The sequence below is a fragment of the Acutalibacter caecimuris genome, from assembly GCF_034335085.1.
In the GTDB taxonomy this organism is placed as follows: domain Bacteria; phylum Bacillota; class Clostridia; order Oscillospirales; family Acutalibacteraceae; genus Acutalibacter; species Acutalibacter caecimuris.
Window position 1 is genome coordinate 59,394 of sequence record NZ_JAWXXJ010000010.1, and the last position, 13,048, is coordinate 72,441.

At 63.2% G+C, this 13,048-nt stretch carries 14 protein-coding genes; 12 read left to right on the forward strand and 2 right to left on the reverse strand.

Translation table 11 applies throughout. The annotated features are described in order from the left end of the window. Entirely contained in the window at positions 1–1,215 is a 1,215-nt protein-coding gene (gene coaBC / locus U8U01_RS07515) for a bifunctional phosphopantothenoylcysteine decarboxylase/phosphopantothenate--cysteine ligase CoaBC (protein ID WP_322173026.1), read from the reverse strand. A 267-nt stretch (positions 1,216–1,482) separates the two neighbouring features. Between coaBC and U8U01_RS07520 the strand changes: the two genes are divergently transcribed. Together U8U01_RS07520 and U8U01_RS07525 are read left to right on the forward strand one after the other, a co-directional pair. Beyond that, entirely contained in the window at positions 1,483–2,157 is a 675-nt protein-coding gene (locus U8U01_RS07520; protein WP_322173028.1) for an ECF transporter S component, read from the forward strand. Positions 2,158–2,245: 88 nt separating this feature from the next. Beyond that, on the forward strand, positions 2,246–3,016 hold the full coding sequence (locus U8U01_RS07525) for a type III pantothenate kinase (protein ID WP_322173030.1): 771 nt from the start codon (positions 2,246–2,248) through the stop codon (positions 3,014–3,016). A gap of 67 nt (positions 3,017–3,083) precedes the next feature. Here U8U01_RS07525 and U8U01_RS07530 read toward each other — a convergent pair whose 3' ends face one another. Beyond that, positions 3,084–3,263: a hypothetical protein gene (locus U8U01_RS07530; protein WP_322173032.1), complete on the reverse strand. Its 180-nt coding sequence runs from the start codon at positions 3,261–3,263 to the stop codon at positions 3,084–3,086. Positions 3,264–3,505: 242 nt separating this feature from the next. Here U8U01_RS07530 and nusB point away from each other — a divergent pair, with 242 nt between their 5' ends. The 10 genes from nusB to ilvB all read left to right on the forward strand — a co-directional run bounded on the left by nusB (position 3,506) and on the right by ilvB (position 13,047). Then, entirely contained in the window at positions 3,506–3,949 is a 444-nt protein-coding gene (gene nusB / locus U8U01_RS07535) for a transcription antitermination factor NusB (protein ID WP_322173034.1), read from the forward strand. Next, positions 3,946–4,899 carry a Kae1-like domain-containing protein gene (locus U8U01_RS07540; protein WP_322173036.1) on the forward strand — a complete coding sequence of 318 codons (954 nt, stop codon included), beginning with the start codon at positions 3,946–3,948 and terminating at the stop codon, positions 4,897–4,899. The genes nusB and U8U01_RS07540 overlap by 4 nt, the downstream gene beginning before the upstream one ends. Before the next feature lie 106 nt (positions 4,900–5,005). Beyond that, the gene (gene xseA / locus U8U01_RS07545; protein ID WP_322173038.1) at positions 5,006–6,196 is read left to right on the forward strand and encodes an exodeoxyribonuclease VII large subunit; all 1,191 of its coding nucleotides are present in this window, start codon (positions 5,006–5,008) and stop codon (positions 6,194–6,196) included. A gap of 74 nt (positions 6,197–6,270) precedes the next feature. Then, a complete protein-coding gene (gene xseB / locus U8U01_RS07550) occupies positions 6,271–6,504 on the forward strand; it encodes an exodeoxyribonuclease VII small subunit (protein WP_322173040.1) in 234 nt (77 codons plus the stop codon). After that, on the forward strand, positions 6,497–7,363 hold the full coding sequence (locus U8U01_RS07555; protein ID WP_322173042.1) for a polyprenyl synthetase family protein: 867 nt from the start codon (positions 6,497–6,499) through the stop codon (positions 7,361–7,363). The genes xseB and U8U01_RS07555 overlap by 8 nt, the downstream gene beginning before the upstream one ends. 4 nt (positions 7,364–7,367) lie before the next feature. Beyond that, complete coding sequence (locus U8U01_RS07560) at positions 7,368–8,267, forward strand: RluA family pseudouridine synthase (RefSeq protein WP_322173044.1); 900 nt, start codon at positions 7,368–7,370, stop codon at positions 8,265–8,267. Positions 8,268–8,344: 77 nt separating this feature from the next. Beyond that, positions 8,345–9,217 carry a zinc dependent phospholipase C family protein gene (locus U8U01_RS07565; protein WP_322173046.1) on the forward strand — a complete coding sequence of 291 codons (873 nt, stop codon included), beginning with the start codon at positions 8,345–8,347 and terminating at the stop codon, positions 9,215–9,217. A 227-nt stretch (positions 9,218–9,444) separates the two neighbouring features. Next, complete coding sequence (gene ilvA / locus U8U01_RS07570) at positions 9,445–10,668, forward strand: threonine ammonia-lyase (RefSeq protein WP_322173048.1); 1,224 nt, start codon at positions 9,445–9,447, stop codon at positions 10,666–10,668. Between the two features lie 40 nt (positions 10,669–10,708). Beyond that, positions 10,709–11,383, forward strand: a complete 675-nt coding sequence (locus U8U01_RS07575; protein WP_322173049.1) for a GNAT family N-acetyltransferase — start codon at positions 10,709–10,711, stop codon at positions 11,381–11,383. Beyond that, positions 11,380–13,047, forward strand: coding sequence for a biosynthetic-type acetolactate synthase large subunit (gene ilvB, locus U8U01_RS07580; RefSeq protein ID WP_322173051.1), 1,668 nt, complete (start codon positions 11,380–11,382; stop codon positions 13,045–13,047). The genes U8U01_RS07575 and ilvB overlap by 4 nt, the downstream gene beginning before the upstream one ends. The last annotated feature ends 1 nt before the right edge of the window (position 13,048 follow it).

Consider the following 13,048-nt stretch of genomic DNA (forward strand, 5'->3'; position numbering starts at 1 on the left):
TTATGCCTTCTTCCCCAGCCTAATGCCCAGAATGCTGTCCAGCAGGCGGTGGGCCGCCTCCTCCTTGCCCAGCAGGGGCAGGGATTCCTCCCCTTCACGGGTAATCAGGGTCAGCACATTGGTGTCCACCCCAAAGCCGGCCCCCTCCTGCCGCAGGGAATTGGCCGCTACCATGTCCAGGTTCTTCTTTACCAGCTTGGCCCAGCTGTTCTCCAGCAGGTTTTCCGTTTCCATGCTGAATCCGCACAGGAACTGCCCCGGCCCCTTATGCTGGCCTAAATAGGCCAAAATATCCTGGGTGCGCTCCAAAGCCAGGGCCATGCCTTCCCCCGCGCCTTTCTTGATCTTATCCCCGGCAACCTGTGCCGGGCGGTAATCGGCCACCGCGGCAGCCTTTATGATGATATCCTGCTCCCCCGCCCGCTCTGTTACAGCCTGGAACATCTCCTGGGCGGTGGTCACATCCACGTTTTTTAGGTAGGGGTATTTTTTCAGCTCCACCGGCCCGCTCACCAGGGTGACTTGCGCCCCCCGCTGGGCCGCGGCCTTGGCAACGGCATAGCCCATCTTCCCGGTAGAGCGGTTGGTCAAAAACCGTACCGGGTCCAGGGCCTCCCTGGTAGGCCCGGCCGTCACCAGCACCCGCAGCCCCGCCATGTCTTTCTCATAGCGGATGGCCTGATGGACAGCCTCCAGCAGGTCCTCCGGCTCCGGCATTTTGCCCGCGCCTACCGCCCCGCAGGCCAGGCGCCCGGTGGCGGGCTCTATCACCTGCCAGCCATAGTGGCGCAACTTCGCCAGGTTGTCCTGGGTAACAGGGTTTTGGTACATCCGGGTATTCATGGCCGGGGCGATCAGCTTAGGGCAGTCGCAGGCCAGGATGGTGGTGGAGAGCATATCGTCCGCAATACCATGGGCCACTTTGGCGATGATATTGGCCGTAGCCGGGGCGACGATCAGCAGGTCAGCCTGATCGGCCAAAGCCACGTGCTCCACATGGCTTTGGAAGTTCCGGTCAAAGGTATCCACCATGGCCCGGCTGTGGGTAAGAGATTCAAAGGTATGGGGGCCGATGAACTCGGTGGCGTTTTTGGTAAGCACCACCTCCACATGGTAGCCCGCCTGGGTGAGTTTGGAGGCTAGCGCCGCCGACTTATAGCAGGCTATGCCCCCGGTCACACCCAGCACCACGGTCTTTTGGGTTTTCTCTTCCACGGGTTTCCCTCCTTTTTAGACTGGTTCCCCCTCAGTATAACAAAAGATTGGGCCAATGTAAAGTGTACACGCAAGATATTTGAAAGCTGCCCTGCATTTTTTACCTCCGCACTTGCAAAACAACGGCAAAGGGGGTATAATAAACGGGCCCGGCAAGGCATCTCCCGGCCCATACCCCAGCGGATGGGACCGGGGAACCGTTGCCCGCCGGGGCAAACCCAAAATTCGTTGCACCGGCCGCGGGCCGGGCGACAGGAGGTAATGATTATGACAAACCTAACATCCCCATCCCACCGCCGCGCCGATATACAGGGCCTTGTCCTCACCGCCCTGTTTACGGCTGTTTTGCTCCTTCTGGGCTTTACGCCCCTGGGGCTCATCGACCTGTTCGTCATCAAAGCCACCATCCTCCACGTGCCGGTAATCATCGCCTCGGTGGCACTTGGCCCCAAAAAGGGGGCGTTCCTGGGGGCGGTATTTGGCGCCATCAGCCTGTGGAAAAACACCATGGCCCCCAGCCTGCTAAGCTTTGCTTTCTCCCCCTTTGTGCCCCTGCCGGGCCAGGGCCAGGGCAGCCCTTGGGCGCTGTTGATCTGCTTTATCCCCCGTATACTGGTAGGGGTCGTGCCCTGGTTCGTGGTTAAGCTGTTCCAGCGGCTACCCGGCAACCGGCACGCCTTGGGGTTTGTGGGCTGTGTGGCGGCCGGGGCTTTGGGCTCGGCCATAAATACCCTGCTGGTAATGGGCCTGATGGGTCTGGTTTTGGGCGACGCCTTCGCCGCGGCCCAGGGCATCTCCCCCAGCGGGGTATGGGGCGGCATTCTGGCCATTGTGCTGGCCAACGGCGTACCGGAGGCCATCGGCGCGGCAGTACTCACCCCGCCGGTATGCCTGGCACTACAGGGGATACTGGCCCGTCTGGGGGTAAAAAGGGCCGGCTAAGCGGGCCGTGCACTTGCTTTACACGCCCTGTGGGGCAGTTCTAACACTATGCATATGGGACATCCACAACTAAAGGAGGCCACAGGCCATGATACTGACTATAGATATCGGTAACACCAACACCGTACTGGGCTGCTGGCGGCAGGATAAGCTGCTGCTCACCCTGCGCCTGCACACAAACCGCGACCAGACCGCCGACGAATACTGCCTGCTGGTCAGCCAACTGCTAAAGAGCCGGGGGGTAGAGCCGGGGGAACTGTCGGGCGGCATCCTCTCCAGCGTGGTGCCGGAGTTGCGCATGGTGATGCGTACGGCTATGGAGTTGATGACCGGCAAAGCTTTCCTGTGCGTAGGGGCGGGGCTAAAAACCGGGCTGGACATCCGCATGGAAAACCCCGCCCAACTGGGCGCGGACCTGGTGGTGGACGCGGTGGCAGCCCTGGCCAAATACGCGCCCCCGTTGGTGATTTTTGACATGGGCACTGCCACCACCATGTCGGTCATCGACGGGAAGGGCGCTTACCGGGGCGGGCTCATCATCCCCGGGCTGCGGCTCTCGGTAGATGCCCTCTCCGCCCGGGCGGCCCAGTTGCCTTACATCCATCTGGGCAAGCCGGAGCGGTTCATTGGCAGCAACACCATTGACTGTATGCAGGCCGGGGCCGTATACGGCAGCGCCCTGATGGTGGACGGGCTTATCACCCGCACGGAAGAGGAGTTGGGCCGGCCGGTAACGGCTGTGGCCACCGGCGGGCTTATGGCCCTGATCCACCCCTATTGCCGCCGGGAACTGCACTATGACGAAAACCTGCTGCTGGAAGGGCTGTATATCCTTTATAAGAAAAACGCCCGGGGCTAACCCGTTTTTCCCGGCATTGTTTAAGAAAACGGCCGGGGGCCTTCCGCAAGGAAAGCCCCCGGCTGTTTTACGCTTGCTCCCCCGGCTTTTTCTCCAGGGCGTTGCGGCAATACTGCTCCAGTTCCTCCCTGGTGGTCAGGCTGACGCCGCTTTCGATAATCTGCGCCTTCAGCACCTGGGGCAGCCTGTCAAAATACGTTTGGGCCTGCATATCAAAGCCCGGTTTTTGCCCATGCTTTTCCTGCATACTATTCACCTCTTCCCGCGTGTTCCCTATCAGTCTGCCCAGCCTGCGCCGGTTTCATGTGCCCGCCTAAAATTTCCCAGGTGAAAATCCCCGCGGCGGTTGTAGTTTTTTCAAATTTGTGGTAAAATAGGTTCGTTCTTTGTCTGCCCGGCCTGCGCCAAAGCCCTTCCCCGCCTGCGGGGCCTGGGGGCGCAAAAGGCCATACAACACAAACTTTTGCGGGGGAATCGGGAGGAAGATTTATGACGAGAAGAGAATCCAGGGAGCTGGCCTTTTGCCTGCTGTTTGAGCAGGCCGTCACCGGCGAGGCGGTGGAGGATATCATCCAGGCTGCCCACGAAGCCCGTGGCCTGATACCGGACACCTTTGCCGAGCAGTTGGCCTATGGCGTTGAGGAAAACCTGGCCCGGCTGGATCCGGCCATTGCGGAGCACCTGCGGGGCTGGAGCCTGCGGCGCATCTCCAAAGTGGCCTTAAGCCTGTTGCGCCTGGCCGTGTATGAATTGCTGTTTGAGCCTGCCACCCCGGCCGGCGTGGCCATCAACGAGGCCGTGGAACTGGCTAAGGCTTACGGCAGCCAGGGGGATCCCGCCTACATCAACGGGGTGCTGGGCTCGGTGGCCAAGGCCTGCCGCCCCGCCGAGGCCCCGGCGGAAACGCCCCCCGAAGGGCCGGCTGCCCCATGACGCCGGCCTTTTTGGGCATTGACACCAGCAACTATACCACCTCTGCCGCCCTGTTCGACGGGCAAACCGTGATAGAAAACCGCAAGCTGCCCCTGCCGGTAGCGCCGGGCCACCGGGGCCTGCGCCAAAGCGACGCGGTGTTCCACCACACCCGGCAACTGCCGGAGCTGCTTACCGGCCTGCTGGCGGGCATCTCCCTTGCCGGTATCGGGGTTTCGGTGGTTCCCCGCTGGGCAGAGGGCTCTTATATGCCCTGCTTTCTGGCCGGCAAGGGCCACGCCAGTGTGCTGGGGGCCGCCTTGGGGGTGCCGGTATGGCATTTCTCCCATCAGCAGGGGCATATTGCCGCCGCGCTGTACGCTACCGGGCAACTGGGCCTGCTAAAACAGGAGTTCCTGGCCTTCCACATCTCCGGGGGCACCACCGAGGCATTGTTGGCCTCCCCTGGCGGTGCGGCCGGGCCCCATGCCCGGCTGCTGGCCCAGTCCCTGGATTTAAAAGCCGGGCAGGCCGTGGACCGGGTCGGGGTTTCGCTGGGGCTGGCCTTCCCCTGCGGGCCCCAACTGGAAGAACTGGCCCTGCGCTGGCAGGGGCCGGTCCGGGCCAGGCCTGTCATGAAAGGGGCGGACTGTTCCCTCTCCGGCATAGAGAACCAGTGTGCCGCCCTGTTAAAGGCCGCCCACCCCCCGGAGGAGATCGCCCGGTTCTGCCTGGAGTCCATCACCGTGGCCATTGAGGAAATGTGCGCCCGCCTGCTGGCGGAACTGGGGCCGCTGCCTGTTGTCTTTTCCGGCGGCGTGTGCGCCAACTCCCTCCTGCGCGCCCGGCTCACGGCACGTTTCCCGTCCGCTACTTTTGCCCCGGCGGCATTTTCCGCCGACAACGCTGCCGGGGTCGCGGTGCTGGCCGGACAGGCCGGGCCACCGGCCTGTGGCTGTTCCCGGCAATAGGCCGTTTGGCGCCCCTTTTCCTGTTGGCGCTGATTTTTTACGCCCCCGCTATGCCACAGCCACTTTGGCATAGTTCCGGGGCAGATATGAAGGAGGATATATGGCAATGGGGACCAGTGTTCTTACAGTTTCACAGATCAACCGGTACTTGAAGATGCAGTTCGACGCAGACCCGCGGCTGGCGGATGTGACGGTGACAGGGGAGTTGTCCAACTTCTCCCGCAACGGGAAATCCGGCCACCTGTACTTTTCCTTAAAGGATGATACCTCGCTGCTTCGGGGCATGATGTTCTCGGCCACCGCCCGGAGCCTGAAGTTTTCTCCCGCCGACGGGATGAAGGTCATTGTCCGGGGCCGGATCGTGGTGTACGAGTTCCGGGGGGAGTACCAGCTACGGGCCGAAACCATGCAGCCCGACGGCGTCGGCGCCCTGGCCCTGGCCTACGAGCAGCTAAAGGAGCGCCTGGCCCATGAGGGCCTGTTCGACGAGGCGCGCAAACGCCCCCTCCCCCCCTATCCCCAGCGCATCGGGGTCATCACCTCCCCCACCGGGGCGGTACTGCAAGACATTTACCGGGTCGTGGCCCGGCGCTGGCCTTTGGCCGAGTTGGTCCTATGCCCCACGCTGGTACAGGGCGACGCGGCGGTGCCCCAGCTTATCCACGCCCTGGAAGAGTTGAACCACCAAAGCGCCTGCGACGTTATCATCATCGGCCGGGGCGGGGGCAGCCTGGAGGACCTGTGGCCCTTTAATAACGAGAGCCTGGCCCGCACCGTAGCCTGGTCGAAGATCCCCGTGGTGTCCGCCGTGGGCCACGAAACGGACTTCACCCTGTGTGATCTGGCCGCTGACCGGCGGGCCTCCACCCCCAGTGTGGCTGCCGAGATGTGCACCCCGGACATGGAGGATATCCGGGCCAGGCTTTGGCGCTGCCAGCAGTATTTTGACCAGAATGCCCAGCAACTCCTTGCCGATCTGCGCCAAAGCGTGGATATCCTGCTTCAAACCTCCCCACTGGGCCACCCCTGGTCCTGTATACGGCCCCGCCGCAAGGCGCTGGACGCCCTGGCCGCCCAGGTAAATAGGCTGGCAAAAACCAGCCTGGAAAGCCGCCGCAACGAATTGGCCCTGCTCGCCGGCAAGCTGGACGCCCTAAGCCCCCTGAAGGTGCTGGCACGGGGGTACGGGGTCATCTACCACCAGGGCCAGGCTGTCCGCGACCTGGACGCCCTGCCCGCCGGGAGCGAAGTCCTTTTACAGGCCGAAAAGGGCCGGCGGCAAGCAAAGCTGCTGTAAAGCGTAAAACCGGTGCATGGAACGGCATGAAACGCAGACAATATATGAGATAGATACGGAAAGGAAGAGCAAGTATGCCCGCTAAAAAGCTGAATTTTGAAAACGCCATCGCCCGCCTACAGGAGATCGCCAACCGCCTGGAACAGGGGGACGCCACCTTGGAAGAGTCTATGGCACTGTTTGAAGAGGGGGCCAAGCTTTCGGCCCTGTGTTACAATACCCTGGACCGGGCCGAGCTGCGGATGCGCGAACTGGCCGCCCAGCCCGGCGAGGGGGAGGATAAAGAGGAGGAGGACGGCCATGCTTGAAACCTACCGCCGGGCCGTCGAGGCCGCTTTGGAGGAGGCCCTGCCCCCGCCCCCTGCCGGCGGCCCGGCCGCTGTGGTAACAGAGGCCATGCGGTACAGCCTGCTGGCCGGGGGCAAACGGATACGGCCCGTGCTGGCGCTGGCCTTCTGCGCCCTGTGCGGCGGCAACTGGCAGGCAGCCCTGCCCTTTGCCTGTGCCGTAGAGATGGTGCACACCTATTCCCTCATCCACGACGACCTGCCCTGCATGGACGACGACGACCTGCGCCGGGGGCGGCCCACCTGCCACAAGGCCTACGGTGAGGCCATGGCCCTGCTGGCCGGGGACGGCTTGCTGACCAAAGCCTTCGAGGTGGCCCTTTCCTTCCCGGATCCGGTCCAGGGCGCGAAAGCGGCGGCGGCACTGGCCCTGCTGGCCGGGCATACGGGCATGGTCGGCGGGCAGTGTGTAGATCTGGCCGCTGCGGGCCGGGAAGTTGACATGGAGCTGCTCCGCACCATGGACAGCGGCAAAACCGTGGCCCTGATCGAGGCCGCCTGCCGGATGGGCTGCATCGCCGCCGGGGCCGGGCAAGCGGAGCTGGACGCCGCCGGCCGGTACGCCCAGGGGGTGGGCATGGCGTTCCAGATCCGGGACGATATTCTGGACGTACAGGGGGATGCCGCCAAGCTGGGCAAAAATACCGGCATGGATGCCAGCCGGGATAAGCGCAATTATGTAAGCCTGCTGGGCGTTCCGGCCGCCCAGTCCCTGGCCGAAACCTACACGGCCCAAGCGGTAGAGGCCCTGGATGCCTTTGCCGGGGACAGGGACTTCCTGCGCCGGCTGGCCCTGGACCTGGCCGGGCGGGAGCACTGACCCTGTGGCCGGGCAAGGCTCCGGGCGCATCCTGTCCTATGTAGTCCCCTCCCCATGGGACGGCGTCGCGGTCAGCCGGTTCGCCAAAGGCTTTTTAGGGTTTTCCGGCCGGGCCCTGGCCGGGCAGAAATTCGAAGGCGGCATCCTGGTCAACGGCGTACCCTGCCACGCCAACGCCGTCCTGCGGGCAGGGGATGTGCTGGCTTTCCCCCTGCCCACGGAGGCCGTCGAGTACCCTGCCCTTTCGGAAACCTGCGCCTCCCGGCTGGACGTCCTCTTTGAGGACAGCGACTTCCTTATCATCCACAAGCCGCCGGGTATGCCCGTGCACCCCTCCCCCGGCCATGACGCCGACAGCCTGCTGACCCTCCTGGCGGGCCTGCCGGGCCGGCAGTGGCGGGTGCGGCCCCTCTACCGGCTGGATAAGGACACCAGCGGCGTACTGCCTCTGGCCAAGCACCGGGTCGCGGCCGGCGCCCGGCTGGAAAAGCTTTATCTGGCAGTATGTGAGGGCGCCCTCACCGGCAGCGGGGTGGTGGATGTACCCATCGGGCTGGCAAGCGGCAGCAAAATACGCCGGGTTTGCGGGGCGGTAGAGGGCGCGCAGCAGGCTGCCACCCGCTGGCGGGCCCTGTGCCACGGGCCCGGCCACACGCTGCTGGCCCTCCGGCTGCTGACCGGGCGCACCCACCAGATACGGGCCCATATGGCGCATATCGGCCACCCGCTGGCAGGGGATGACCTTTACGGCGGCAGCCGCCGGGTGGTTGCCCGACAGGCCCTGCACTGCGCCCGGCTGCGGGTCAACTGCCGGGCCGTGGGTATGTGCCGGGCTTTCACCGCCCCGCTCCCGGCGGACCTGCTCCACGCTTTCCCCTGGGTGACCGGGCCGTGGGCCCTTTAGCGCCCCTATATCCCCTCATCCATCCCCCGCGGCCGGGCACCGCCCCGGCTGACCCTATTCGAGAAGGAGGCGGCACGATGCCCGCATGTCTAACCCACCACCAATTTGCCCAGGAGGTACGCACCCGCCTGGCACAGCCCGTCCCGAACCCCTGCGCCTATGCCTGGGGTGCCCAGGGGCCCGATTTTCTCTTCTGCCACCGCTACCTGCGGTCGGCCACCAAAAAAGGCGTGCGTTCCCTCAAGGCGTACGGCTCGGCCCTGCACAAAACCCAGCCCTCCTTAACGCTGAACGCCCTGCGGGCTTTCCTAAACGGGCGTGAAAATCCCGCCTACCGCTCTTATATCATGGGCTTTTTATGCCACTACGCGCTGGATTCCACCGCCCACCCCTATGTAAATGCCCGGGCCGAGGCCCTGGCCCAGGAGCGCCCCTGGGAAAACACCTCCACCATGCACGGGGAGGTCGAGGCCGCCTTGGATGCCATCGTGCTGCGCTGGAAAACCGGCGCCCTGCCCTCAGAGGTAAAACTGGGCGCCATGTTCCCCAAAAACGAAAGCGTCCAACGGCAGATCGCCTGCCTGTACCGGGAAATCCTCTTTACCCTGTACGGTACCGATGTGCCGGAAACGGAGCTGTATAAAGCCACACGGGACGCCCATCTGATCTTTACCGCCTGTACCGACCGCACCGGGCTGAAACGCGCCCTGTTCCGGCGGCTGGAGCAAGGGAAACCGGGCTGGGTCACCTCCCACCTGGTGCCCATTACCGAGGACCCGGAGCCGGACTTTGCCAATGAGGGCCGGGCGTCCTGGCGCTGGGGGGAGGTTTCCGGCAACGAAACCTTTTTCGAGCTGTACGCCCAGGCCCTGGAACTGGCTGTGCAGTTGATAGAAACCTTTCCCCATGCCGACTTTGCCGCCCTTACCGGCGAGCGCCCCTTCGGTTGAGCCGCCCCCTTCCCCCGGCCCGTCCCAGGTAAATTCCGGTTTATCTTGCCGGGAACTTGACAAACACCCCCTATCGGTGGTATATTATTTTATACTAGCACACAAAAGTGCATCACCAGCCGCCTTACGCTTTCCGGCATCTGGCACCCCTCCCAGCCTTTCGGAGCGGGTGCTTGATTCTTATTTGTATATATACGCCGGGAGTTTTTCAGATTGGGGAAATGCATATGCTTACTATCGACAAAATCTTTCACGCCTCCGTGGTGCTGAAAAATATAATCCGGCCCACCGCCATTATACATACCGAGGGTGTCACCGAAAACTGCTCCCTCTTCCTCAAGCCGGAATGCCTGCAAAAGACCGGCTCCTTTAAGCTGCGGGGCTCCGGGTACAAAATCTCCATGCTCTCCGCGGAGGAGAAAGGCCGGGGCGTCATTGCCTGCTCGGCGGGCAACCATGCCCAGGGGGTCGCCCTGGCCGCTACCAAAAGCGGGGTCGAGTCCGTCATCTGCCTGCCGGACAGCGCGCCCATCTCCAAAATCGAGGCCACCAAAAAGTACGGTGCCAAAGTCTGCCTGGTAGACGGCGTCTACGACGACGCCTACAACCGGGCCCTGGAACTCCGGGAAGAGCGGGGTTATACCTTTGTGCACCCCTTCGATGACGAGGACGTAATCGCCGGCCAGGGCACCATCGGCCTGGAGATTGTGCAGGAGTTGGACAACATCGACGCGGTGATCGTCCCCATTGGCGGGGGCGGGCTGATCTCCGGCGTGGCCTGTGCCATCAAGTCCCTAAACCCCTCGGTAAAGGTGTACGGCGTACAGGCCGCGGGCGCGCCCAGTATGTTCCACTCCTTGCGGGCAGGCAGTATCGGCTGCCTGGACAGCGTTTCCACCATCGCGGACGGCATTGCCGTCAAACAGCCGGGCGAGCACACCTTCCAGTTGGTGCAGCGCTATGTGGACGACATCGCCCTGGTCACAGAGGACGAGATCTCCTCCGCCATCCTGGCGCTCATCGAAAAACAGAAGATGATCGCCGAGGGGGCCGGGGCCGTATCCGTGGCGGCAGCCATGTTCAATAAGTTCCCTCTGGCGGGCAAGCGGGTGGTCAGCCTGGTATCCGGGGGCAATATCGACGTGACCATCCTCTCCCGGGTGATTGAGCGGGGCCTGATGAAATCCGGGCGTTCCAGTTCGCTGGTCATTGAGTTGATCGACAAGCCCGGCCAGTTGCAAACCGTTTCCCGCATCATTGCCGAGCAGGGCGGCAACGTCACCAGCGTGCAGTACGAGCGGGCAGGGGAGATCGAGAGCATCAACGGCTGCTATTTGAAGATCGGGATGGAAACCAAAAACTACCAGCACGTACAGGAGATCGCAGGCGCCTTGACCGGCAGCGGCTTTAAGCTGATCCAGCCCTCCGGCGACAGGTCCATCCTGCCCTGACCCTATGGCATACTCTATCATTTAACAGGAGGAATACAGCATGAACCGATTCATTCGCACCCTGGTCTGGGTCGCCGCCGGCGCCGCGGCAGGGGTAGGATACCATCATCTGTCCAAAAAATGCCGGCAGCAGGAGGCCGGCGGCCAGGTGCTCCGTCACTCCGGCACCCGTACCATCGAAACCAGGCGGCTGATCCTGCGCCGTTTTAAGGTGGAGGATGCCCAGTCCATGTATGACAACTGGGCCAGCGACCCGGAGGTTACGAAATACCTGACCTGGCAGCCCCATGTCAGCGCCGAGGCCACTGCCGAGCTGCTGGAGGACTGGGAGGGCAGCTACGAGCAGGGCTCCTATTACAACTGGGCCATTGTCCTCAAAGAACTGGGCGAGCCCATTGGCTCCATCAGCGTGGTGGAGCAGAAGGACGACCTGAAAAAAGCCCATATCGGCTACTGCATCGGCAAAAAATGGTGGCGCCAGGGCATTATGACCGAGGCCCTGGGCGCCGTCATCCGGTATCTCTTCAGCGAAGGCTACCAGCGCATTGACAGCCGCCACGACCCCCGGAACCCCCATTCCGGCGACGTGATGAAAAAGTGCGGTATGCAGTATGAGGGCACCCTGCGCAACTACGACTGGAACAACCAGGGCTACTGCGACGCCTGTTTCTACTCCATTTTGGCCGGGGAATACACAGGAGGTGGCAGCCAATGAGGCTTTGCGGCGCGGATATTATTGTGAGGACCATTATCGAGCAGGGCGTGGAGGTGGTGTTCGGCTACCCCGGCGGGCAGATCATCAACGTGTACGACTCCCTGTACAAGTACCGGGACCAGTTGCGCCATGTACTCACCGCCCACGAGCAGGGCGCCGCCCATGCCGCCGACGGCTACGCCCGGGCCAGCGGCAAGCCCGGTGTAGTCATTGCTACCAGCGGGCCGGGGGCCACCAACCTGATCACCGGCATTGCCACAGCCTATCTGGACTCCGTGCCCCTGGTGGCCATCACCGGCAATGTACCCACCGCCCAGCTGGGCACGGACAGTTTCCAGGAAATCGACATCACCGGCCTTACCCTCCCCATCACCAAGCACAACTACATTGTGGGCTCGGTGGAGGAACTGGCCGCTACCATCCGGGAGGCCTTCCAACTGGCCATGTCCGACCGCCCCGGCCCCGTGCTGGTGGATGTGCCCAAGAATATCCAGATCGCCCAGTGCGACTACCAGCCCCAGCCCCCTGCCCTGCCGGACGAAAAATTCCCGGCCAAGGACGTGCGCATCCAAGCTGCGGCCGCGTGCATCAACAGCGCCCGCAAGCCCTTCATCTACTTCGGGGGCGGTTTGCTGAATTCCGGGGCCCAGGAAGAACTCCTAGCCCTGTCCGACCGGATCTCCGCGCCCATAGGCTGCTCCTTCATGGGCATCTCCGGGGTGCCCACCAGCCACCCCCGGTTTTTGGGGATGCAAGGGATGCACGGGCACTACGCCTCCTCCATGGCCATGCACCACGCCGACTGCATCATTGCCCTGGGCGTGCGTTTCAATGACCGGGTCACTGGCAACCGGGAGAAATTCGCCACCAAGGCCCAAATCGTCCACATTGATGTGGACGGGGCTGAGCTTTCCAAAAACATCCCCTCGACCCATGCCCTGCGGGGCGACTTAAAGCTTACCTTGCAAAAGCTGCTGCCCCTCATCGAGCCCCGCCAGCATAGCAGTTGGAACCAGGCCGTAGAGCAGTTGAGGAATGACGAGCGCTGGTCCCTGGACCGCCGGGAGGGCCTGACCCCCCGCAACGCCTTGCAGGCCCTGGACCGCTACACCGGCGGCTCCCTGCCCGTGGCCACCGACGTGGGCCAGCACCAGATGTGGGCCGCCCAGACCCTCAGTTTTTCCCAAAGCCGGCGGTTCATCTCCAGCGGCGGGCTGGGCACCATGGGCTTTGGGCTGGGGGCCGCCATCGGGGCGCAAATCGCCACCGGCCAGCGCACGGTACTGGTCACCGGCGACGGCAGTTTCGGTATGTGCCTCAACGAGCTGGCCACCGCCGTGCATGAGCGCATCCCCCTGGTCATCCTGCTGATGAACAACGGCGTATTGGGCATGGTGCGCCAGTGGCAGACCCTGTTCTTTGACAAACACTACTCCAATACCGTGCTGGACCGCCAGACAGACTTCATCGCCCTGAGCAAGGCTTTTGGCGCGGACGGCGTGCGGGTGGAAAGCCTCGAAACGCTGGAGGCCGCCCTCAAACAGGCTTTTGCCGCAGAAGGCCCCTTCCTCATTGACTGCGTGATCGATAAGGACGAATTCGTGCTGCCCATGCTGCCCCCCGGAGGGAGCATGGACGATATCATCGTAAAGGTGGGTGACTGAT